Origin of the sequence: Trebonia sp., assembly GCF_049794275.1 — a bacterium.
Taxonomy (GTDB): domain Bacteria; phylum Actinomycetota; class Actinomycetes; order Streptosporangiales; family Streptosporangiaceae; genus Trebonia.
Map to the genome: position 1 here is coordinate 1 of NZ_JBARCR010000797.1, position 20,556 is coordinate 20,556.

Consider the following 20,556-nt stretch of genomic DNA (forward strand, 5'->3'; position numbering starts at 1 on the left):
GGACGCCAGTGAGCGCGCCGCCGCGCTGCGCGAGGTGCGGGCGCGCGGCTGGGCGCTCACCGACGAGCAGCTGGCGCCTGGCATCAGGTCGGTCGCCGTGCCGCTGCGGGACGGCGACGGCCGGGTGATCGCCGCGCTCAACGTCAACTCGCACGCCGCGGAGACTCCGCTCGAAGTCCTCACCGGTCAGCACCTGCCGCTGCTGCTCCAGACGGCGGGCGCGATCAGCGCCGACTGGGCCGCCTGCCAGGGTGTTCCGCAGGTCACGACGGCAGGCAGCGCGTCTTGACAGCCGTCAGAGGGTATAACCATACTCGGCAGACGGACATTTGTCCGTTATGCGGACACCATCTTCATAACAGGGCCAGACAGAGGGGCACTGCATGACCGATCCTGACCGTGCCGGGCGCCCGGGTCCGCTATCCGGGCTGCTCATCGCCGACTTCTCTCGCGTGCTGGCCGGACCGTACTGCACGATGCTGCTTGCCGACCTGGGCGCGGACGTGATCAAGGTGGAGAGCCCGGCCGGTGACGACACCCGCTCCTGGATGCCTCCGGTCACCGACGATGGCGTCTCCACGTACTTCCTCGCTATCAACAGGAACAAGCGGTCGGTGGCGCTTGACCTGAAGAACGACCACGACCTGGCCCTGGCCAGAGAACTCGCCCGCCGCGCCGACGTGTTCGTGCAGAACTTCAAGCCCGGCGGCCTGGCCAGGTACGGCCTGGACTACGACTCGGTGAGCGCGGTCAATCCGGCTGTCATCTACGCCTCGATCAGCGGGTTCGGCAGCGGCGGCGGCAAGGACCTGCCGGGCTATGACCTTATGGTGCAGGCGATGTCCGGGCTGATGTCGCTCACCGGGGACCCGGACGGGCCGCCGTACCGGGCGGGCATCTCGGCGTTCGACGTGATCGCTGGGCTGCACACCACGATCGCGATCCTCGCCGCGCTCAACCACAGGAACGAGACGGGCGAGGGCCAGCACCTCGAGGCGAGCCTGATGGCGTCGGCGATGTCCGGCATGGTGAATCAGACCAGCGCCTTCGCGGCCGCCGGCGTCGTGCCGTTCCGGATGGGCAACTCGCATCCCAGCCTGTTCCCCTACGAGCCGCTGCCGACCGGCGACGGCGAGCTGATCGTCACCGCGGGCAACGACGCGCAGTTCCGGAAGCTGTGCGACGTGATCGGCGCGCCCGAGCTGCCCGATGACCCCATGTTCGCGACGAATCCCGGCCGGACCGCCAACAGGGACAAGCTCAAGCCGCTGCTGGCGGAGAAGCTCGCGGCCCGTTCGGCGGGCGAGTGGTTCGACGTGCTCATCGCCGCCGGCGTGCCGTGCGGGCCGATCAACACCGTGGACAAGGGGGTCGAGTTCGCGCAGAAGATAGGCCTCGACCCGATCGTCACCGCGGGCGCGGGAGACCGCACCAGGCCCTCGATGCGGCACCCGGTCACCTTCTCGAAGACGCCGGCCAGCTATCCGCTCGCGCCGCCGGACCTTGACGAGCAAGGCGACGAGATCCGCGCCTGGCTGGCGACCGAGGAAGGATGATCAGGGTATGACACAGGAGTACCCCACCTCGCTCGGCACCTCGGACGCCGACAAGATCACCCTGCTCGGCCAGAGCCTGGCCGATGACCTGATGGGCAAGGTGGGGTTCGGCGAGCTGACGCTGTGGATGGTCACCCAGCGCCGCCCGACCCAGTCCGAGGTGCGAGTCTTCGAATCGGTGCTCGTCGCCCTCGCCGACCACGGCTTCACGCCGACCGCGATCGCGGCCCGGCTGACCTACCTGAGCGCCCCCGACTCACTTCAGGGCGCGCTCGCGGCGGGCCTGCTCGGCGGCGGCTCCCGGTTCCTGGGCGTGACCGAGGACGCCGGCCAGTTCCTCGCCGGGGTGCTCGCCGAAGCGGGCGAGATTCCCGCCGACGACGCCGGGTACGACGAGCTCGCGCTGGCAGCCGTCCAGCAGGCGCGGGCGGCGAAGAAGTTCGTCCCCGGCCTCGGCCACCCGGTGCACAAGGTCCGCGACCCGCGCACCCCGGTGCTCATCGAGATCGCAGAAGAAGAGGGGCTCCGCGGCCCGCACCTGCGACTGTTCGAGGCGATTGGCCGGGTCCACCCGCAGGTCCTCGGCCGGACGCTGCCGCTCAACGGCGCGGGCACCTGCGGCGCCGTGCTCGCCGACCTCGGTCTGCCGCTCAAGTTGCTGCGCGGCTTCGCCCTGCTCGCCCGCGCCGCGGGACTCCTCGGCCAGCTGGCCGAGGAGCAGCGCACGCCGATCGCGAACGACATCTACATGCACGTCGACCGCAACGCTGTTTATATAACCCCCAAATCCGAGTAACCCGGGAGCCGCCATGGCAACTGTCGCAGCGGTCATCGCCTCGACGCATCACCCGTTCTACTACCGCGCCAGCACCTCAACCGGCGACGACCGACCGCCGTTCGCCGATGAGTGGGTCGCGAAGATCACCGCCTTCCGCGAGACCCTCACCCGCGCCAACCCGGACGTGCTCGTCCTGGTGGGGAGCGACCACTTCCACCAGCTCTGGCTGGACAACATGCCGCAGTTCCTCGTCGGCAACGCGCCGTTCTACAACGCGAACTGGTACAACGAGGAGCGCGAGTTCGGCCTGCCGCGGATGTTCTTCACCGGGAGTGAGGACCTGTCCACGCACATCCTGCGCAACGGCCTCGACGCGGGATTCGACCTCGCGTTCAGCAACGAGCTCCGCATCGACCACAGCGTCACCTGCCCGATGATCACGCTGCGGCCGGAAGCCGACCTGCCGATCGTGCCGGTCTACACGAACATCTTCGCGCCGCCGCTTCCGCAGCCGAAGCGGTTCGTCCAGCTCGGCCAGGCGATCCGTGAGCTCGTCGAGTCGTGGCCGAGCGACCAGCGGGTAGCGATCATCGGGACCGGCCACCTGTCGCTCGAGCTCGGCGGCCCCCGCCAGTTCGGCCCGCACGGCCCGGACCCCGAGTTCGACAGGAAGGCCGTGGAGTGGATCGCCAACGGCGACATCGAGAAGGCGCTCGGCGAGGTATCGCTGGAGAACCTGTGGGAGCCGGGCAACGCCACGCACGGCTTCCTGGACTTCATGCTGATGATGGGCGCGGCGGGCGCCGGCGAGAAGGCCGATTACGCGGACACCCTCGACCTCTTCCACACTATGGAGGCGTACTTCACCTGGTACCCGAAGGGAGCGGGAGCGTGAGCAAGTACCTGCTGAACAAGTTCCTGTACACCGTCGACCGCGACCCCGAGCTCGTCGAGCGGTACCGGGAAGACCCGCGCGGCACCGTCGAGTGGTGGGAGGCCGAGCGGGCCAACGCGATCCTGAACGTGCACGGCGACGAGTGCAGCACCTGGCTGAAGTTCGACGACGCCGAGCGGGAGGCCCTGGCGGCACACGACTACCCCGGGCTGTTCGAGCTTGGCGCGCACCCGTTCCTGACGCTGACCCTGTTCATCGCCATGTTCGAGCGCGACTACGACGAACCCCTGGGCTTCCAGCTCGAGTACGCCCAGCGCCTCTCCCACTTCAAGCTCCCCTACCCCGACATCACCACCTGACCCAGCACCCACGCCGTCGGCGGTCCCCGCACCCCGCGGGCGACCGCCGTCCGCGTGAGTTAACTGACCCCGAAGCGACTTCGTATCACTTCCGGCCCCTCCAGCGTCCGTTTTGCCCGATTTTTAGGGCGAAATCTGATACCTAGATGAATCCGCTCGAGGCCGGGCTGACAGGGTGGACCGGCTGCAGCACGACCCGCGATGGCGGGACAACATCTACTTCAACGAGTACTACCACGGCGACAACGCCGCCGGACTCGGCGCCAGCCACCAGACCGGGTGGACCGGGCTGATCGCGGACGTCATCCGACGCCGGCACGGCGCGGTCCGCGAGACCGTCGACCTCGTCGGCGACCTCATCGACCCGTAGGAGTAACTGCCACGATGAGCGGCCGGTGCGGCCACCTCGGTGCGTCAAAATCGGGCCTAGGCGCTAGCGCCTCCCGACAAGGGTGACTGCACGTGTGGCACGCCCCGGCCGCGGCTCTGCGGTGCCTGATCGTCGCTTACCTGCCCGGATCTGTCAAGGCGTCTGAGGCTCCTTACGCAGAGTAACGAGCGAGAGGAGCGCCGCGAAGAACATCAGGCCGGCCGTCACGTAGAGCGCCAGGTGCACGCCGTCGCCGAACGCCGCGTAGGCTGCCCCGATCACCTTGCCGACTATGGGGTTCGACTGGTAGTTGTTGATGTTCACGCCCACGACCTGGCCGGTCTCGATGAACTCGAGGATCAGCGTCTTGTAGCCGATGGGCACGCCGAGCCGCACCAGGCCGGTGGTGAGGCTGGCGTTGACCTGGGAGAAGACGAGTGCGCCGAGGACGGCGACGCCGGTGACGGCGCCGATCTCCCGGCTGGTGTTGGCGGCCGAGGCGGCCATGCCTGACCGGTCGGGCGGCACCGCGTCGAGGACGGCGGAGGTGACCGGCACGACCGTGATGCCGATGCCGATGCCAGCGGCCGCGAGGGCCAGAGCGAGCAGGAAGTAGTTGGGGTGCGTGCTGATCAGCGGGTTCGCGAGCAATAGCCCGGCGCCGAACAGCGCGCACCCGATGATGATCGGCCATCGCGGCCCCGCGGTGCCCGTCCAGTAGCCGGCGAGCACCGACGAGGCGATCATCAGCACCGTCATCGGCGCGAAGACGAGCGCGATGCGGTATCCCGAGGCGCCGAGGACCTGGTTCAGGTACAACGCGGTGAAGAAGAAGATCGCGAACGTCGAGAAGTAGGTGCAGAACGCGACGACGTTCGGCACCGTGAACCAGCGCAGCCGGAACAGCCGGGGGTAGAGCAGCGGGCTCGCGGCCCGGTGCTCCCACCAGATGAACGCCGCCGCGAGCACCGCCGAGACGCAGAACAGCGTCACAGGCACGGTGGCGGCGAAGCTCGACGTCTCCGCGTCGATAATCCCGAACACCAGGGTGGCCAGCGCCCCCGCGCCGAGCACCGTGCCTGTCGTGTCCACCCGCGCGGCGTGCGGGTCCGAGCTCTCTGGCACGACGACCGCGGCGACGAGCAGCGCCAGCAGCCCGAAGAACAGGTTGAACCAGAAGATGCCGCGCCAGTTCCAGGCGCCGATGATGGCGCCGCCGATCACCGGGCCGAGCGCGAGCGCCAGCCCGGACACGGCTGCCCAGACGCCGACCGCCCTGGCGCGGGCCCTGTCGTCGGTGTAGATGTGCCGCAGCACGGAAAGGGTGCCCGGCTCGCTCGCCGCCGCGCCCAGGCCCATGATTGCCCGCCCGGCGATGAGGACCTGGGCGTTGGGCGCCAGCGCGCAGAGGATAGAGCCGGCGCAGAACACGCCGGCGCCGGTCAGCATGACCTTCTTACGGCCGAGCTCGTCGCCGATCATCCCGCAGGCCAGCATGATGCTCGCGAACGTGAGGGCGTAGGCGCCGACCACCCACTGCAGGTCGGCGACGCTGGCGTGCAGGGTGGTCTGCAGGCTGCCGAGCCCGACGGAGACGATCGTGTTATCGAGGAATGTCAGGAAAAGCAGCGTGCAGAGCGCGGCGAGCGCGACCGAGTTGGCCCAGTGGCGTTCGCCGCCTCTGCCGCCCGCGCTCGGCAGGCTCAGCTTGCTGAGTTGCATGCCGCGGGGACCGAAACGTTCAGCAGCGAGGCGCCCTGCTTGAGCAGGCCACAGAAGACCTCGTCGCCGACCTTCCACACGCCGTCCTGGAGGACCGAGGTCCCGGTCTGCCCGGTGGCCACCGACGTGCCGGCCGCTGTGAGGTCATACTTCACGTTGGCCTTGGTGGCCGAGGTCACCGACACGGAATCGACCTTGGAAGACACCTGCTGCGCAAGCGGGCTGGCCGAGAACGCGTTGATCGCGGACGCGAACTCCGAGCCGTTCTCCAGCAACTGGACGCGCTTGCTGTTCGGGGTCGCGGGGTTAAAGAACGCCTCCCAATTGGCGGTGATCTGCGCGACGGCAGAACCGCCCGCGGCCGCACTCGAGGACGCCGTCGCTGCCGATGTGGTGGCGGCAGGGGCAGAGGTCGCAGTAGAACTCGAGCTGGAGCCGCCGCTCGAGCAGGCAGTTATCGCAAGGGCGAACACCAGGCCAAGAGCCGGAGCCAGGTAAAACCGGTGCACGCGCGAGTGGAATCGCATTCGTTACGCCTCTCTTCGTCGGCGTGGGGATTAGCACGTTAAGCGGATGAGCAATCGCTGAAAGATTCCTGACCTATTGTCGCTCTGGCGCCCTCGGAGCCGCTCAAGATCGCCGACACACGCGTCAGTGTGACGCGCTGGCTATTGTGGACGGGTGCGGGTAGCGACCTGGAACGTCAACTCGGTCAAGCAGCGAGTCTCGCGGCTGTTGCCGTGGCTCGACGAACGACAGCCCGATGTGGTGTGCCTGCAGGAGATCAAGCTCACTCGCGAGGCTTTCACCGAGTTGCTCGGCACCGAGCTCACGACCAGGGGCTATGAGTTCGCCGTGCACGGGCAGCCCCAGTGGAACGGGGTCGCGATCCTGTCCAGGGCCGGGCTCGACGATGTGCGCACCGGCCTGCCTGACGAGCCCGGCTTCCCCGCGCCCGAGGCGAGAGCGGTCTCCGCGTCGTGCGCCGGCATCCGCGTGCATTCCGTCTACGTGCCGAACGGCAGGACGCCGGATTCCGATCACTACCGCTACAAGCTCGCCTGGCTCGCCGCGCTCAGGGACGCCGTGGCGGCGGGTCCGGAAGCGGCACTGGTCTGCGGCGACATGAACCTCGCGCCGGCCGACGCGGACGTGTTCGACCCGGCCGCCTATGTTGGGCAGACGCACGTGACGCCGCCGGAGCGCGCCGCGCTCGCCGATCTTGAGGCGCTCGGCCTGCACGACGTTGTCCGGGACCGCTGGCCGGAGAGCCGGGTGTTCACGTACTGGGACTACCGGGCCGGCATGTTCCACCAGGACTTCGGGATGCGCATCGACCTGATCCTGGCCAGCGCCCCGGTGGCCGCCCGGGTCAAGGCGGCGTGGGTGGACCGCAAGGCGCGCAAGGGCACCGCGCCAAGCGACCACGCGCCGGTCATCGCCGACCTGGACGAGGCGCCGGATGGCGACATCGGCCCGGTCGTCCCGCCGCCATCGGCCCGCCCCGCGCCGCGCGGCACCGTCAAGCTCCCGCAGTCGGGCGCCACACCCGACTGAGCACCTCTACCGGCCCTTGTTCCTGTAGAGGTGCACGGCGAGCGGGGCGAACACCGCGAGCATCGCCAGCGACCAGCAGACCACGGCCAGTTCGGCGTGCTGCGCCGGCCACGCGTCCACAAGGGCCGCCGGGTTCGGATTGCCGAACAACTGGCGGCACGCGGCGGCGAGCGAGGACATCGGGTTCCATTCCGCTATCGGCTGGAGCCAGCCCGGCATGCCCTGGATCGGCACGAAAGCGCTGGAGATGAACGTCAGCGGCAGGAAAATAATGAATCCGGTCTGCTGCGCGGCCTCCGGGCTGCGCAGCACCATGCCGAGGCAGACGCCGGCCCAGGTAAACGCGTACCCGAACAGCAGGGCGAGCGCGAACGCCTCGATGACGTCGCCGGGGCCGGTGTGCACCCGCCAGCCGATGGCGAGCCCGACGCCGGCCACCACCGCGGCGCCGATCATCTGGGTCAGCAGGTCCGCGATCGTGCGCGCGGTGAGCACCGCCGCACGGGACATGGGCAGCGACCTGAACCTGTCGATCAGCCCGGTGGACATGTCGGAGACGACCGCGACCGCGGTCCCCGGCGCGGTCTGCGCCAGGCTCATGCCGAGCATGCCGCCGATCAGGTACTCGTGGTAGTTCCCGCCGCCGGGGAGGGCGATGGCGCCGCCGAACACGTAGGCGAACATCAGCACGAACATGACCGGCTGGATCGTCACCTCGGACAGTGTCTCCGGCTCCCGCCGGATCCGTGCGATGCTGCGCTTGGTCAGCACCCAGACGTCATTCAGGAACTGGGCGGGCGAGCCGCGCCCCGTGGTCAGGTCCGCGGCCGATAGCGTTGTTGCGGTCATACCGCGGCCTCCTCGGCTAGTTCGGCCTTGTCTTCGTCTTCGTCTGCCGCCTCCGCTGCGGTGAGCGTGCGGAAGACGTCGTCGAGCGATGCGCTGCGCACCGCGATGTCGCTCACCCCGACGCCGGCGGCGTCGAGCGCGCGGAGCACCTCGGTGGCTAGCCCGTCCGTGGCGATGACGGGAACCTCCAGGAGCCGGTCCCCGTGGTCGGAACCACGGCCGTTCGGGACGATGGAGCCGGTGGCGAACGCCTGCAGCGCCTTGACCGCGACCGCGGCGTCGCCCGCCTCGGCCAGCGTGAGCAGCACCCGCTGGCCGCCGACGGACGCCTTGAGCTCGGCCGGCGTGCCCTCCGCGATGACCCTGCCGCCGTCGATGACCGCGATCCTGTCGGCCAGCTGGTCGGCCTCGTCCAGGTACTGCGTGGTCAGCAGCAGCGTCGTGCCGTCCGCGACGAGCTCCCTGACGATGTCCCACATGAGCGCGCGGGCGGTCGGGTCGAGGCCGGTGGTCGGCTCGTCAAGGAACAGCACGCTCGGGTTCCCGATCAGGCTCGCCGCCAGGTCGAGACGCCGCCGCATGCCGCCTGAGTACGTCTTGACCGCCCTCGTCGCGGCCTCCGCCAGGCCGAACCGCTCCAGCAGCTCGTCGGCGCGCCGCGTGGCTGCCCGCGTGGTCAGCCTGCTCAGCCGGCCGATCATGACCAGGTTGGACCGCCCGGTGAGGTATTCGTCGAGCGCCGCGTACTGGCCGGTGAGCCCGATGGTCTGGCGCACCACGGCGGCCTCCGCCACCACGTCGTGGCCATCGACCCTGGCCCGGCCGCCGTCCGGGCGCAGCAGCGTGGCGAGCACGCGCACCGCGGTGGTCTTCCCCGCGCCGTTGGGTCCGAGCAGGCCGTAGACGGTTTGCTGGCCCACCGTCAGGTCCAGGCCGTCGAGCGCCTTCGTCGTCCCGTAGTGCTTGACCAGTCCTTCCGCCTCGATGGCGGGAGTCTCACTCATCGTTTCTCCGATTCGCTTCCCCGTGGATCGTACGGTGTACTATTCTCGTACATCGTACGCTAGCAGTACGGTGTACGAGAAGCAACTGCTTTATCGCCGGCGGCAAGGAGCGAACAGTGGACGAGGACGCGGAAGAAGACCTCTTCGTGCCGCTGCGGCCGGTTTTCGGCGATGTCCTCCGCGACCGCCGCGACCGGCATGAACTTCGCCGCGAGCGGCAGATCGCCGACCACGTGACCAGGCACCGGGAACACGGGCGGCAGCCGGGGCGCCGGGCGCGCGGCCTCGAGGTGGCGGACATCGTCGCCGCGGCGATCGCCATCGCTGACGACGAGGGCCCCGAGGCGGTCAGCATGCGGCGGATCGCCCGCGAACTCGACGTGGGCACGATGTCGCTCTACTGGTATGTCAGCTCGAAGGAGGAACTGCACCGGCTGATGCTCGAGCGGGTGCAGGTCGAGGCGCTGGCGCCGGAACCGTCCGGGGACTGGCGGGCGGACCTGCGCGGATACGCCGGCATCATGCGCGCCGCGCTGCTGCGGCATCCGTGGGCCATCGACTTCCTGGGCACGGGGCCGCCGGCGGGGCCGAACGACGCGCGCAACGCCGAACGGCTGATGGAGACGCTCGACGGGCTCGGCCTGGACATCGTGACCGCCCTGCGGGTGCTGACGACCTTCGGGACCTACGTGGTGGGGGCGGCGCTACGCGAGATCCAGGAGATCCGCTGGGGGGAGAGCCTGGCCGAGACCACCGCCGGCATGACCGAGGGCGAGATCGACGAGTCCATCGCCGAGTTCGGCCGCCGGATCAGGGAATCAGGGCAGTATCCGCACCTCGTGCGCATCCTCGAGTCAGGAGTCGATCCCGACTCGCCGCTGACACGGGACGAGCGGTTCGAGTTCGGCGTCGACTGCATGCTCGACGGGATCGCGGCCCGACTCAAGCTGTAAGGGCGGCCCGGTCGGACCGCCCTTACCGTTCCCCCGGCGGCCAGGCCACACCCGCCGGCGGCCTATAACGGGCTGTCGCCTGCCGCGCTAAGCTCGGCGTTCGCGTGGCCCTTGATCGCCTCCATCACCCGGCGGTGCACCGGCGTCATCGCGTGCTCATGCTGAACGACGAGCTTCGCCGACCGGGTGAGCGCTGGCCGGGCCGCGGCGCCGAGGGTGGCGTCCAGCACTGACCAGCTGAGGTCGTCGAGCGCGTGCCGCACGGTGTCCGCGTCCTCGGTCCGCTCGCACACCGTCTCCAGGGCCGTGAGCAGCTTCGGCGCCACCTGGTCCGGCGCCATGTCCAGCCGGAACGCGTCGACCATGGGACAGGGTGAGTCGACCGCGGCCGCCGTCTCGAACGCGTTGAGCAGCGGGCTCACGTCGCCCGCGGTCGCCGGGTCGTAGAGGCCGGGAAACGGCACCTCCTCATAGCCAGGGTCATAGCCGCTGAAGTAGATCGGCGACCGCGAGCCCTTGTGCGCCAGCACCCCGACCGCGACGTCGATCAGGGTGACCGGCCAGCCGAGGTCGGTGATCGCGTGCACCCGGAACTCGCCGCGCTGGGCGCCGAGCAGCGCGAGCAGCAGCAGCTGCGCCGACTCGAGCGCGGACTGGACGTAGAACGCGATGGTCGAGCTGTGCAGCCGGACCACGCCCCGGCCGTCGTCCTCGGCCCAGCCCTGCAGCCGCTGGTAGACGATCGAGTTGTCGATCACGTGGGTGAACCTGGATGCCGAACAGAGCATGTCGCCGCCGGCCGCGACCGTGGTCGCCACCCACTCAGCGGCCCGCTTGGAGGCCGTGTACATCTCCGGCGAGTAGGGTCGCAGGGCCTTGCCGGTGGACGCGACGACCACCTGCGGCACACGGGCGGCCGCGGCCGCCGTGAGCACGTTACGGGAGCCGAGCACGTTGGTCGTGACCGTGCGGTGCACCTCCACCTCAGCGAGCGCGGGCGACCGCTGCGCCGCGACGTGGAAGATGAGGTCAGGCCGCACGGCGGCGATGAGCTCGTCGATCGCACGGCGGTCCCGCACGTCGGCGTACCGGTATTCGGCGTTCTCCTGCCGCGGCCAGCCCGCCGTGACGCCCCGGCTGACGCTGATCAGCCGACCGGGTTCCCTGGCGGCGAGCTGGGCCATCAGCGTCGAGCCGATGCACCCCGTTCCGCCGGTGACCAGCACGGTCGCGCCGCCCACCCGGCTCGCGAGGTCCGCCTCCGGCAGACAGAGCCCGCGTTGCTTGATGCCGAGAAACCTCGCGTACTCCCCAGCCGCATCCGGTTTCGCGGCGACCAGCGAGCTCGTCAGCTCGCGCAGTGCGCCGATCTGGTCCTCGTCGAGACGCTCCTGGCGTGCCGGTACAGCGCGCAGCATCGACTCAATGATTTCAGAAGCTTGACCCACCCTCGTGTCCTCCCGCCCAGCTACTCGCTTCAAGCAAGCTATAGGCATCTTGAAGCAATCTGTACTTATTCGCTAGTAGCCCAGCGGGGAATCGGCCACCCAGCGTTACCTAGAAGCAACTGCTAAGAACTAGGTCATGCCCACCACGGAAATATGTGTAAACGTCCCCCGTGCAGGCGACCAGCCTGTTTTTGCAGACTTGCGACCGTAAGCTCCGGCCGCGCTACCCAGGCGCGACCCAGAAGTCATTCCGTATGTCATGCGTAACTACTGTTTGCCCCGCCACAAGAAGCCACTCTACCGGCGGATAGCGTTCATCACACAGCCAGTAGGCGTTCTCGATCTTGTCGCCCGGCGGACGCGGAGCGTGACAATGAGTTAGGCGATCCGCCTTAGGCCGCCTTAGGTGATTAGGAGAACCGCAATTCCCAAGGGTGGGCATCGCTGATTCGATCGATACCCGTTCGCTTACCATCTGAAGTGCACGAACAAGCGGCCGAAGTTCTTGGAGTCCTTCTCCACCCGGTGGTACAGCGGCTTGATGTCCTTGCGTTCGAGAAAGCGAAGCACGTGCTTTTTCAGCTGGCCGGAGCCCTTGCCGGGGATGATCTCCAGCAGCGGCGCCTTCTTCGCGGCGGCCTCGTCGAACTTCTGCTGCAGCGCGCGGTCGATCTCGCCGCCATGGTTGTAGATGTCGTGCAGGTCCAGCGTCAGCTTCACGCCACCAGGCTACGCCGTCGGCTGCGGATCCAGCCCGAGCCGCGTCACGATCTCGTCCACCGTCTGTGCGGGGCCGCCGTCCTCGGGCAGGGTCAGTACGCGCTCGTCCGGGTCCGGCGGCTCGAACGCGGCTAGCTGGCTGTCCAGCAGCTTCTCGGGAAAGAAGTGTCCGTACCGGTGGCTCAGCCGCTGGACGAGGTCTTCCTTGCTCACCTCGAGGAAGACCATCGTGGCGGGCCGCCCGGAGAGCAGGTCGTCACGGTAGCGGCGCCTGAGCGCGGAGCAGGTGATCACCCCTGACTCTCCCCGCGCCTCGATGTCGTCCATCCAGCTGGTGATCGCGCGCAGCCACGGCGCCCTGTCCTCGTCGGTGAGCGGAATGCCGGCCCGCATCTTCGCCACGTTGGCCACCGAATGGAAACCATCGGCGTCGGCGAACCGCCAGCCCAGCCGCTTGGCGAGCTGCGTTCCGATAGTCGTCTTGCCACTGCCGGCGACGCCGGCCACGATCACGATCACGGCGCGGAGTCTAGCCGGACTCAGGGAAGAGGAGAAGTAAGAGCGGCCCGCGGGCGCAACGTTGGGAGCGTCATTTCTGTTACCCGCGGGCCTGCTCTATCTAGCTATACGCACCGCGGGCCCCAGCGGTTCAACCCGGTTCCGCTAGTTTTGCCGAAACCAGTTTTGCCCCGGAAGGCGTGCTAGCGGAGCAGCGCGCCGGCCGCCACGGCGGCGAACACCACCGTCAGGTATACCAGCGACAGATGGAACAGCCGCATTGTGACGAGCCGGTCCCCGCCGTCGGCCTCGTCCCGGCGCGACGCGCGGTGCAGCCGGTGCACCTCGGCCAGGAACACGGCGCCCGCCACCGCCGCGACGGCCTCGTAAACCGGTCCGGCCCAGTGCCACAGCGCGAGCGACGCCGCGACCATCAGCCAGCTGTACACCACTGACTCGGCGAGCACCCGGCGGACCGGCGCGACCACCGGCAGCATCGGAATGCCGGCCCGCCGGTAGTCCTCCCGGTACTTGATGGCCAGCGCCCAGAAGTGCGGCGGCTGCCAGAAGAACACGACCGCGAACAGCAGCGCGGCCGCCCAGGACAGCGACCCGGTGGCCGCCGCCCAGGCGATGAGCACCGGCGCCGCGCCGCACACCCCGCCCCACAGCGTGGACTGGGAGGTGTGCCGCTTGAGCAGCATGGTGTAGATCACCACGTAGTACGCGATGGCGGCCAGCGTCAGCCCCGCGGCGAGCAGGTTGGTGGCCGCCGCGAACAGCGCCACGGCGACCACGCCGAGCAGCACACCGAAGACGAGCGCCGACCGCGGCGCCACGGTGTGCCTGACCAGCGGCCTGCCGCTCGTCCGGCGCATCACCTCATCGATGTCCCTGTCGATGTAGCAGTTCAGCGCGTTGGCGCTGCCGGCCGCCAGCGCGCCGCCGACGACGACCACCACCGTCACCAGCAGCGAGGGCAGCCCGCGGTAGGCGAGGAAGAGCGTCGGGACCGCCGTGATCAGCAGCAGTTCGACGATCCGCGGCTTGCAGAGCGCAACGTACGCGCGCACCGTGGCGCTTGCTCGAAGGCGCTGTCGCTGCTGGTCAGTGGCAGCCTCGTAACGGACGTTGACCGCGCTCACCTGGGATAAGACCAACCGTTTCTGCCCTGCGGGAGGCCGGGCACTCCACGAGACTACACGGCGTCGTAATATGCCTCCGCGCCAGCCCACGTGGCGAAGCAGGGGGCCGCCTGGAGTCGGCTGCGTACGTTCGGAAAAATCATTAGTGGGAAGTCCAGGAGAGAGAAACCGAGCAGACGGGGGGAATGTGGCGGCTGGCACGGTCCCGGTCTCGACTTACCGGTTGCAGCTCACGCCGGATTTCGGGTTCGCCCAGGCGGCTGAGGTGGCCGGATACCTGGCGGCGCTCGGCGTCACGCACGTTTATCTCTCGCCGGTACTCGAGGCGGTGCCAGGTTCGCGGCACGGGTACGACGTGACCGACCACTCGCGGATCCGCAACGAGCTCGGCGGGGAGGACGGGTTCCGCGCGATGGCCGAGCGGTTCCGCTCCCACGGGCTCGGCATCGTCGTGGACATCGTGCCGAATCATATGGCCATCCCCGATCAGCTGCCGCTGAACAGGCAGCTGTGGTCGGTGCTCAGAGACGGCCGCGACTCGCCGTACGCGACCTGGTTCGACATCGACTGGGCGGCGCAGGACGGCCGGATGCTGCTGCCGATCCTGGGCGGGCCGGTGCCAGACTCGCTCGGCGACCTGCGAGTGGAGCCCGACGGCGGACCCGACGGCGAGCCGGTGCTGCACTACTTCGACCACTGTCTCCCGCTGCGGCCGGGCACGTCGCGGCTGCCGATGAGCGGCCTGCTCGAGTCCCAGCACTACCGGCTCGCCTACTGGCGAGACGCCACGACCGAGCTGAACTGGCGGCGGTTCTTCGACATCACCACGCTGATCGGCGTGCGGATGGAGGACCCGGCCGTGTTCGGCGCCGGGCACGCGGTGATCGCGCGGCTGGTATCCGAGGGGCTCGTGGACGGCCTGCGGGTGGACCACCCGGACGGGCTGGCCGACCCCCGCGGGTACCTGCGCCGTCTCGCGGCGGCGACCGGCGGCGCCTGGGTGGTGGTGGAGAAGATCCTCGAGGCGGGCGAGGAACTGCCTGGCGACTGGGCGTGCGCCGGCACTACCGGGTATGACGCGCTCCGGCTGGCCGACGGGCTTTTCGTCGACCCCGAGGGCGACTCGCCGCTCGCGGCGGAGTACGCGCGGCTGCGCAGCCGGCTGGGCGCCGTCACCGGGCTGCCGCCGTTTATCGAGGTGGCCGAGGGCGCTAAGCGCGAGATCATCGCCGGGTCGCTGCGCCCCGACGTGCTGCGGCTGGCCCGCCTGGTTAGCGGCATCTGCGCGGACTGCGAACTGGCCGACGCGCGGTCCGTGCTAACCGAAGTGCTCGTCAGCCTGCCGGTCTACCGGGCATACGTGAACCCGGGCGAGCTGCCGTCGGATGAGACGACGGCGGTCGTGCGAGGCGCGGTTGATGCCGCGCGGGGGCGCCTGGCGCGCCGGCTGCACAGGCTCGCCGAGGAGGTAGGCGCCGCGGCGCTCGGCAGGCACCCGCCCGTGAGCGGCGCCGCCGGCCGGACGGGTGAGTTCACCGTGCGGTTCCAGCAGACATCAGGGCCGGTGCAGGCCAAAGGCGTCGAGGACACCGCGTTCTACCGCTGGTTCCGGCTCGTCTCGCTGAACGAGGTCGGCGGTGACCCTGGCCTGTTCGGGGTGCCGCCCGAGGAGTTCCACGCCACGGCCGGCCGGCTGCTTAGATCCTGGCCGGGCACGATGACGACGCTGTCCACGCACGACACCAAGCGCCAGGAAGACATCAGGGCCCGGCTCGCCGTGCTCGCCGAGATGCCTTCCGAGTGGGGCCAGCAGGTCATGGAATGGCACGAGCGCGCGGTGCCTCCGCAGTCGTCCGGGTCCGGCGGGGACGCCGGGCCTGCCGTGGACGCGGACACCGAATACCTGCTCTGGCAGACCCTGGCCGGGGCGTGGCCGATCAGCCAGGAAAGGCTCAACGGCTGCCTAACCAAGGCGATCCGCGAGGCCAAGCGGCGGACCTCGTGGACCGACTCCGACCCCGGCTACGAGGCGGCGGTGCTCGGCCTGGGATCGCGGGTGCTGTCTGACGCGCCGCTTCGCGGCTCGATCGAAGCGTTCGTGGCCTCGATCGCCGCCGATGCGCTCGCCAACTCGCTCGGTGCCAAGCTGGTCCAGCTCACCATGCCCGGCGTGCCCGACGTGTACCAGGGCTGCGAGCTGACCGGGCTGTCCCTGGTGGACCCGGACAACCGGCGCCCGGTGGACTACGGTCGGCGGCAGTCCCTGCTCGCGGACCTGGACGCTGGCCGCCTTGACGCGGCGTCGTCCCCGGATTCCGATCCCGATCCCGTGGCGCGACTGGACGCGGCGAAGCTGCTCGTCACCTCCCGCGCGCTGCGGCTGCGCCGCGACCATCCCGACTGGTTCGCCGGGAGCTACGAGCCGCTGACCGCGGCGGGCGACGCGGCCGGTCACGCGGTGGCGTTCGCACGCGGCGGGCACGCCGTCACGGTGGCCACCCGGCTGCCCGGCGGTCTCCGCCGGCTGGGCGGCTGGGGCGGCACGCTACTGCCACTGCCTGTTCTCGAGGCCGCCGCCGGCTGGGTGGACGTGCTCACCGGGGGCGTGTACCGGGAACAGAGCGTGCTGCTCGCGGACCTGACTCAGCGGCTGCCGGTGGCGCTGCTCGTCCCGCTGGTTCCGGAGGTCGCGTGACTGTTCTCAGCGTGTGGGCGCCGGCCGCGGGCCGGGTCTCTGTTGAGGTGGCCGGGCGCGGTCACGAGATGGCGCCGGGCGACCGTTCCGGCTGGTGGCAAGCGGAGCTCCCGGTGTCAGGGGAGATCGATTACGCGTTCCGGCTGGACGGCGGCGAGCCGCTGCCCGACCCGAGGTCGCCGCGGCAGCCGTACGGGCCGGCCGGCGCGAGCCGGACCTACGACCACTCGGCGTACGCCTGGTCGGATTCGCGCTGGCGCGGCGCGCCGCTCGCGGGCGCGGTCGTCTACGAGTTGCACGTCGGCACATTCACTCTGTCGGGGACGCTGGATGCGGCCATCGAGCGGCTGGACTACCTGGCGGGGCTTGGCGTGACCACGGTGGAGCTGATGCCGCTCGCGGCGTACCCGGGCCAGCACGGCTGGGGGTACGACGGGATCGGGCTGTGGGCGGTGCACGAGCCGTACGGCGGGCCCGACGCGCTGAAGCGGTTCGTGGACGCCGCGCACGCGCGCGGCCTGGCCGTCCTCCTTGACGTCGTCTACAACCACGTCGGCCCGGGGAACCAGCTCGCCGCGTTCGGGCCGTACTTCACCGAGGCGCACATGACGCCGTGGGGGCCGGCCGTGAACCTGGACCAGGCCGGCTCGGACGAGGTGCGCGCGTTCATCACGGGCAACGCGCTGATGTGGCTACGGGACTACCACATCGACGGGCTGCGGCTCGACGCCGTGCACGCGCTCGAAGATTACCGCGCCCTGCACATCCTGGAGGAACTGGCCGCCACGGCGGACGGGTTCGCCGCGGCGTCGGGGCGGCCGGCGGTCCTGGTCGCCGAGTCCGACCTCAACAACCCGCGGCTGATCACCTCGCGTGAGGCTGGCGGTTACGGGCTCGCCGCGCAATGGGACGACGACTTCCACCACGCGCTGCACTCCGCGGTGACGGGGGAGCGGCACGGGTACTACGGGGACTTCGGCTCGGTCGCGGCCGTGGCGAAGACGATGACCGGGGCGTACTTCCACGACGGGACCTGGTCCTCGTTCCGCGGCCGCAGCCATGGCCGGCCGGTCGACACGCTGCAGGTGCCCGCCTACCGCTTCGTCTGCTTCATCCAGGACCACGACCAGGTCGGCAACCGCGCCGTCGGCGACCGCATCGCGGCCACGCTCGCCGGCAATCCGCTGCGGGACGGGCTGCTCCGCGTGGCGGCGGGCCTGGTGCTCACCGCGCCGTTCACACCCATGCTGTTCATGGGCGAGGAGTGGGGCGCCGACACGCCCTGGCAGTTCTTCACCGACCACACCGACCCGTTCTTCGCGGAAGCGGTGAGCACGGGCCGCAAGGCGGAGTTCGCCCAGCACGGCTGGGGGGCTGCTGAGGTTCCCGATCCGCAGGACCCCGAGACTTTCCTGCGCTCCAAGCTCGACTGGGCCCAGCCCGGCCGCGAACCGTACCGCTCGCTGCTCGACTGGTACCGGTCGCTGGTGGCGCTGCGCCGGGCCCGCCCGGAACTGACCGACCCCCGCCTTCATGAGGTCCGGGCGGCCTACGATGAGGCAGCGCGCTGGCTGCTGATTAGCCGCGGCCCGCTCCGGATAGCCGCCAACCTCGGCGCCGACCCGGTGGAGATCCCGCTGGGTGCGCCCGCCGCCACCCTGCTGGCCGCTTCTAACTCTGACATTTCTCTCAAATCGGGCGCGATCTCCCTGCCCCCCGCGTCTTTCGCGGTCGTCGGCGCGGCTTCCGGATCATAATGGGCCGTTAGGCACACTCACGTGTGCCTTTTGGCCCAATATCATTGCCGTCCGACGTGGCAGCCGGCTCGGCGGCAAGGGTGGGGCTGGCCCTGCCAACCCCGGCGGCGCAGGGTGGCCGCGACCATAGCTGCGCTTTCGCAGGCACGCTCGGTGACCTCCACGGGGCCGAACCGGTAGGTCTGCGCCGCATCGACGGCGAGGTTGAGGTTATCGCGGCGCTTATCTTGACGCACTTGATCGTTCTGGTGGTAGGACGCTCCGTCGAGTTCCACGCAGACGCGGTAGTCGGCGTACCAGTTGTCCTTGTAATGAGTCTTGTCGCCGATGGTCCGGCCTGCCTGGCGCTCCGCCTTGGGCAGTCCATGTGCACGCTCGACGTCGCGCGCATACCGGCGCTCAAGCGGGAAGTACGCGCCTTCGTCGGCGTCGGCCAGCGCCTCGCTTAGCCAGACGCGCCAGCGGATCCTGCTGCGGCCGCCCATCGCCTCTCGCAACATGCCTACCGAGACGAGGTGCTTTGACAGAGCACGGGAAATCCAGCTGTAGGCCTCATCGAAGGTACGGGCCGTCGCGACCAGGTCGAGAACCGTGTCCTCGATCCGGGTGCGCGGCAGTTCCCACTCCGGCAGTCGAGCGGGCAGGCTCTGGGCAGAGCGGTGAATCACCACACCCGCGATAGGTCTGTAGTGCGCCGGGTGACGATTAGGCGGCACGGTGATGTGGATCTTCGCCGACGGCTTGTCGGTGAGGCCGTGGACTTCGCCGGCGGTTTCATGGCTGAGCATCGCGCCCGGTCCGGCACGCCGCAAGGCGGCCCATAGCCGAGCCTCGCGATGCACCGGGCCGGTGAAGGTGGCGTACACACCCCGCTGTACTCGCCGCCACTTGGCAGACTTCAGCCGGTGGGCCATTGCCCGTCTGGAGTAACCAGCCTGCAGCGCCTGGGAACGGTCGGCGACGCCGCTTTGCGCATCTAGCGTGAGGAACCAGTCGCGTCGCTGCGTATTCGGGTCCACACACATAACTACGGATAGGGGCTGGCGGCGGATAGGCCGGCGGTGACAGATTCACCGGTAACGACAGTTTTCTGACGAGGACGTCCAGGGAGGCTGGCTATGCCGCAGATACACCACTCCGATGTCATCGGCTCACTGCTCAGGCCCAGGTACTTGCAGCAGGCCAGGGACGCGTACGCGGCAGGCCAGCTCCCAGTGCCCGACTTCAAGCGGATCGAGGACCGCGCGGTCGACCAGGCGATCGCGATGCAGGAGGGGATCGGGCTGGACGTCATCACCGACGGCGAGCTGCGCCGGTTCTCGTTCCTCGACCAGGTCGTGGGCGAGATCGACGGGCTGGCCCCGATCGAAGGCGCGCCGATCCACTTCAAGAACGCGGAAGCCGACTGGGTGTGGCACAACCCCTTCATCGTGACTGGCAAGATCAGCCAGAAGCGGAAGATCACCCTGGAAGAGTTCGCCTACAACCGGGCCCGCGCGACGAGCCCGGTCAAGATCACTTTCCCGTCCCCGCTCCTGTTCTACACGGCCTGGTCGCCTGAGCGGTCAACGGCGGTCTACCGGGATGCGTACGAGCTGTTCGCCGACGGCGCCGCGATCATCAAGGCCGAGATAGAGGCCCTGGCCGCGCTCGGCTGCACCTACATACAGATCGACTCCCCCGACATCGGCACCCTCGTCGATCCGGAGAACCGTGAGCTGCGCGAGACCCTGGACATGCCGACCGAGCGCACGCTCACCGAGGGCCTCGACATCTTCAACAGCGTCGCGGACATCCCCGGGGTGACGTTCGGCGTGCACGTGTGCAAGGGCAACAACATGAGCCAGTGGATCGGCTCCGGCGGCTACGACTTCACCGCCGAAGCCGTGTTCGGCCGGCTCACCAACTTCGACATCTTCCTGCTCGAGTACGACGACGCGCGCTCCGGTTCGTTCGAGCCGCTCGCCAAGGCGCCCGACGACAAGCAGATCATCCTCGGCTTGGTGTCGAGCAAGACCACCACGCTTGAGCCGCTCGCCGAGCTCACCGCGCGGGTGCACGAGGCGGCCAAGTACACCGGGCTGGAGCGGCTCGGCGTGTCGACCCAGTGCGGGTTCTCCTCCACCTTGCCCGGCGCCAACCTGACGAACGAGGACGTCCAGGAGCGCAAGCTCGAGCTCGTCGCGGAGCTGGCGCACCACATCTGGTAGGGATCAAGGGCACGTCCAGGTCACGGTGGCGTCGAGCGTC

20 protein-coding genes are annotated in these 20,556 nt (G+C 69.3%); 11 read left to right on the forward strand and 9 right to left on the reverse strand.

The window, feature by feature from the left end:
* The 6 genes from WA805_RS20740 to WA805_RS20765 all read left to right on the forward strand — a co-directional run.
* Positions 1–289 (forward strand): IclR family transcriptional regulator domain-containing protein (locus WA805_RS20740; RefSeq protein WP_425243156.1); only part of this gene is annotated, 289 nt, incomplete at its 5' end.
* A 94-nt stretch (positions 290–383) separates the two neighbouring features.
* Positions 384–1,556: a CaiB/BaiF CoA transferase family protein gene (locus WA805_RS20745; protein ID WP_422279474.1), complete on the forward strand. Its 1,173-nt coding sequence runs from the start codon at positions 384–386 to the stop codon at positions 1,554–1,556.
* Between the two features lie 7 nt (positions 1,557–1,563).
* Entirely contained in the window at positions 1,564–2,352 is a 789-nt protein-coding gene (locus WA805_RS20750; RefSeq protein WP_422285663.1) for a citryl-CoA lyase, read from the forward strand.
* Between the two features lie 13 nt (positions 2,353–2,365).
* The gene (locus WA805_RS20755) at positions 2,366–3,229 is read left to right on the forward strand and encodes an extradiol ring-cleavage dioxygenase (protein WP_422279470.1); all 864 of its coding nucleotides are present in this window, start codon (positions 2,366–2,368) and stop codon (positions 3,227–3,229) included.
* Positions 3,226–3,588 carry a hypothetical protein gene (locus WA805_RS20760; RefSeq protein ID WP_424562969.1) on the forward strand — a complete coding sequence of 121 codons (363 nt, stop codon included), beginning with the start codon at positions 3,226–3,228 and terminating at the stop codon, positions 3,586–3,588. The genes WA805_RS20755 and WA805_RS20760 overlap by 4 nt, the downstream gene beginning before the upstream one ends.
* 175 nt (positions 3,589–3,763) lie before the next feature.
* Positions 3,764–3,958: a hypothetical protein gene (locus WA805_RS20765; protein WP_422285665.1), complete on the forward strand. Its 195-nt coding sequence runs from the start codon at positions 3,764–3,766 to the stop codon at positions 3,956–3,958.
* 153 nt (positions 3,959–4,111) lie between these two features.
* Here WA805_RS20765 and WA805_RS20770 read toward each other — a convergent pair whose 3' ends face one another.
* Positions 4,112–5,680: an MFS transporter gene (locus tag WA805_RS20770; protein ID WP_425243157.1), complete on the reverse strand. Its 1,569-nt coding sequence runs from the start codon at positions 5,678–5,680 to the stop codon at positions 4,112–4,114.
* Positions 5,662–6,207, reverse strand: a complete 546-nt coding sequence (locus WA805_RS20775; protein WP_425243158.1) for a hypothetical protein — start codon at positions 6,205–6,207, stop codon at positions 5,662–5,664. The genes WA805_RS20770 and WA805_RS20775 overlap by 19 nt, the downstream gene beginning before the upstream one ends.
* Before the next feature lie 154 nt (positions 6,208–6,361).
* On the opposite strand from WA805_RS20775, the gene WA805_RS20780 reads away from it, so the two are divergent.
* Positions 6,362–7,237 (forward strand): exodeoxyribonuclease III, encoded by an 876-nt coding sequence (locus tag WA805_RS20780; protein WP_425243159.1) that lies wholly within the window; start codon positions 6,362–6,364, stop codon positions 7,235–7,237.
* Between the two features lie 6 nt (positions 7,238–7,243).
* Here the strand turns inward: WA805_RS20780 and WA805_RS20785 are convergent, their stop codons facing one another.
* Positions 7,244–8,086 (reverse strand): ABC transporter permease, encoded by an 843-nt coding sequence (locus WA805_RS20785; RefSeq protein ID WP_422285928.1) that lies wholly within the window; start codon positions 8,084–8,086, stop codon positions 7,244–7,246.
* Positions 8,083–9,090 carry an ATP-binding cassette domain-containing protein gene (locus tag WA805_RS20790; RefSeq protein ID WP_422285927.1) on the reverse strand — a complete coding sequence of 336 codons (1,008 nt, stop codon included), beginning with the start codon at positions 9,088–9,090 and terminating at the stop codon, positions 8,083–8,085. The genes WA805_RS20785 and WA805_RS20790 overlap by 4 nt, the downstream gene beginning before the upstream one ends.
* A gap of 116 nt (positions 9,091–9,206) precedes the next feature.
* Here WA805_RS20790 and WA805_RS20795 point away from each other — a divergent pair, with 116 nt between their 5' ends.
* Complete coding sequence (locus WA805_RS20795; RefSeq protein WP_422285926.1) at positions 9,207–10,043, forward strand: TetR/AcrR family transcriptional regulator; 837 nt, start codon at positions 9,207–9,209, stop codon at positions 10,041–10,043.
* 62 nt (positions 10,044–10,105) lie between these two features.
* On the opposite strand, the gene WA805_RS20800 is transcribed toward WA805_RS20795, so the two are convergent.
* The 4 genes from WA805_RS20800 to WA805_RS20815 all read right to left on the reverse strand — a co-directional run bounded on the left by WA805_RS20800 (position 10,106) and on the right by WA805_RS20815 (position 13,854).
* On the reverse strand, positions 10,106–11,461 hold the full coding sequence (locus tag WA805_RS20800) for a polysaccharide biosynthesis protein (RefSeq protein ID WP_424562971.1): 1,356 nt from the start codon (positions 11,459–11,461) through the stop codon (positions 10,106–10,108).
* Between the two features lie 498 nt (positions 11,462–11,959).
* Positions 11,960–12,211, reverse strand: a complete 252-nt coding sequence (locus WA805_RS20805; RefSeq protein ID WP_422278443.1) for a Smr/MutS family protein — start codon at positions 12,209–12,211, stop codon at positions 11,960–11,962.
* Positions 12,212–12,220: 9 nt separating this feature from the next.
* Positions 12,221–12,730, reverse strand: coding sequence for a gluconokinase (locus WA805_RS20810; RefSeq protein ID WP_422278445.1), 510 nt, complete (start codon positions 12,728–12,730; stop codon positions 12,221–12,223).
* 182 nt (positions 12,731–12,912) lie between these two features.
* The gene (locus tag WA805_RS20815) at positions 12,913–13,854 is read right to left on the reverse strand and encodes a heme o synthase (protein ID WP_422278447.1); all 942 of its coding nucleotides are present in this window, start codon (positions 13,852–13,854) and stop codon (positions 12,913–12,915) included.
* A gap of 187 nt (positions 13,855–14,041) precedes the next feature.
* Here WA805_RS20815 and treY point away from each other — a divergent pair, with 187 nt between their 5' ends.
* Both treY and treZ read left to right on the forward strand, forming a co-directional pair.
* Positions 14,042–16,549, forward strand: a complete 2,508-nt coding sequence (gene treY / locus WA805_RS20820; protein WP_425243160.1) for a malto-oligosyltrehalose synthase — start codon at positions 14,042–14,044, stop codon at positions 16,547–16,549.
* A complete protein-coding gene (treZ, locus tag WA805_RS20825; RefSeq protein ID WP_425243161.1) occupies positions 16,546–18,306 on the forward strand; it encodes a malto-oligosyltrehalose trehalohydrolase in 1,761 nt (586 codons plus the stop codon). The genes treY and treZ overlap by 4 nt, the downstream gene beginning before the upstream one ends.
* Before the next feature lie 41 nt (positions 18,307–18,347).
* On the opposite strand, the gene WA805_RS20830 is transcribed toward treZ, so the two are convergent.
* On the reverse strand, positions 18,348–19,325 hold the full coding sequence (locus tag WA805_RS20830; RefSeq protein WP_422278453.1) for a type IV toxin-antitoxin system AbiEi family antitoxin domain-containing protein: 978 nt from the start codon (positions 19,323–19,325) through the stop codon (positions 18,348–18,350).
* 99 nt (positions 19,326–19,424) lie between these two features.
* On the opposite strand from WA805_RS20830, the gene WA805_RS20835 reads away from it, so the two are divergent.
* A complete protein-coding gene (locus WA805_RS20835; protein ID WP_422285922.1) occupies positions 19,425–20,516 on the forward strand; it encodes a cobalamin-independent methionine synthase II family protein in 1,092 nt (363 codons plus the stop codon).
* The last annotated feature ends 40 nt before the right edge of the window (positions 20,517–20,556 follow it).

Excerpts from the sequence above, each read along its gene's own strand:
- WA805_RS20745 (WP_422279474.1), top strand. The coding sequence starts at position 384 with ATGACCGATCCTGACCGTGCCGGGCGCCCGGGTCCGCTATCCGGGCTG.
- WA805_RS20750 (WP_422285663.1), top strand. The coding sequence starts at position 1,564 with ATGACACAGGAGTACCCCACCTCGCTCGGCACCTCGGACGCCGACAAG.
- WA805_RS20755 (WP_422279470.1), top strand. The coding sequence starts at position 2,366 with ATGGCAACTGTCGCAGCGGTCATCGCCTCGACGCATCACCCGTTCTAC.
- WA805_RS20770 (WP_425243157.1), bottom strand. The coding sequence starts at position 5,680 with ATGCAACTCAGCAAGCTGAGCCTGCCGAGCGCGGGCGGCAGAGGCGGC.
- WA805_RS20775 (WP_425243158.1), bottom strand. The coding sequence starts at position 6,207 with ATGCGATTCCACTCGCGCGTGCACCGGTTTTACCTGGCTCCGGCTCTT.
- WA805_RS20785 (WP_422285928.1), bottom strand. The coding sequence starts at position 8,086 with ATGACCGCAACAACGCTATCGGCCGCGGACCTGACCACGGGGCGCGGC.
- WA805_RS20790 (WP_422285927.1), bottom strand. The coding sequence starts at position 9,090 with ATGAGTGAGACTCCCGCCATCGAGGCGGAAGGACTGGTCAAGCACTAC.
- WA805_RS20800 (WP_424562971.1), bottom strand. The coding sequence starts at position 11,461 with ATGCTGCGCGCTGTACCGGCACGCCAGGAGCGTCTCGACGAGGACCAG.
- WA805_RS20835 (WP_422285922.1), top strand. The coding sequence starts at position 19,425 with ATGCCGCAGATACACCACTCCGATGTCATCGGCTCACTGCTCAGGCCC.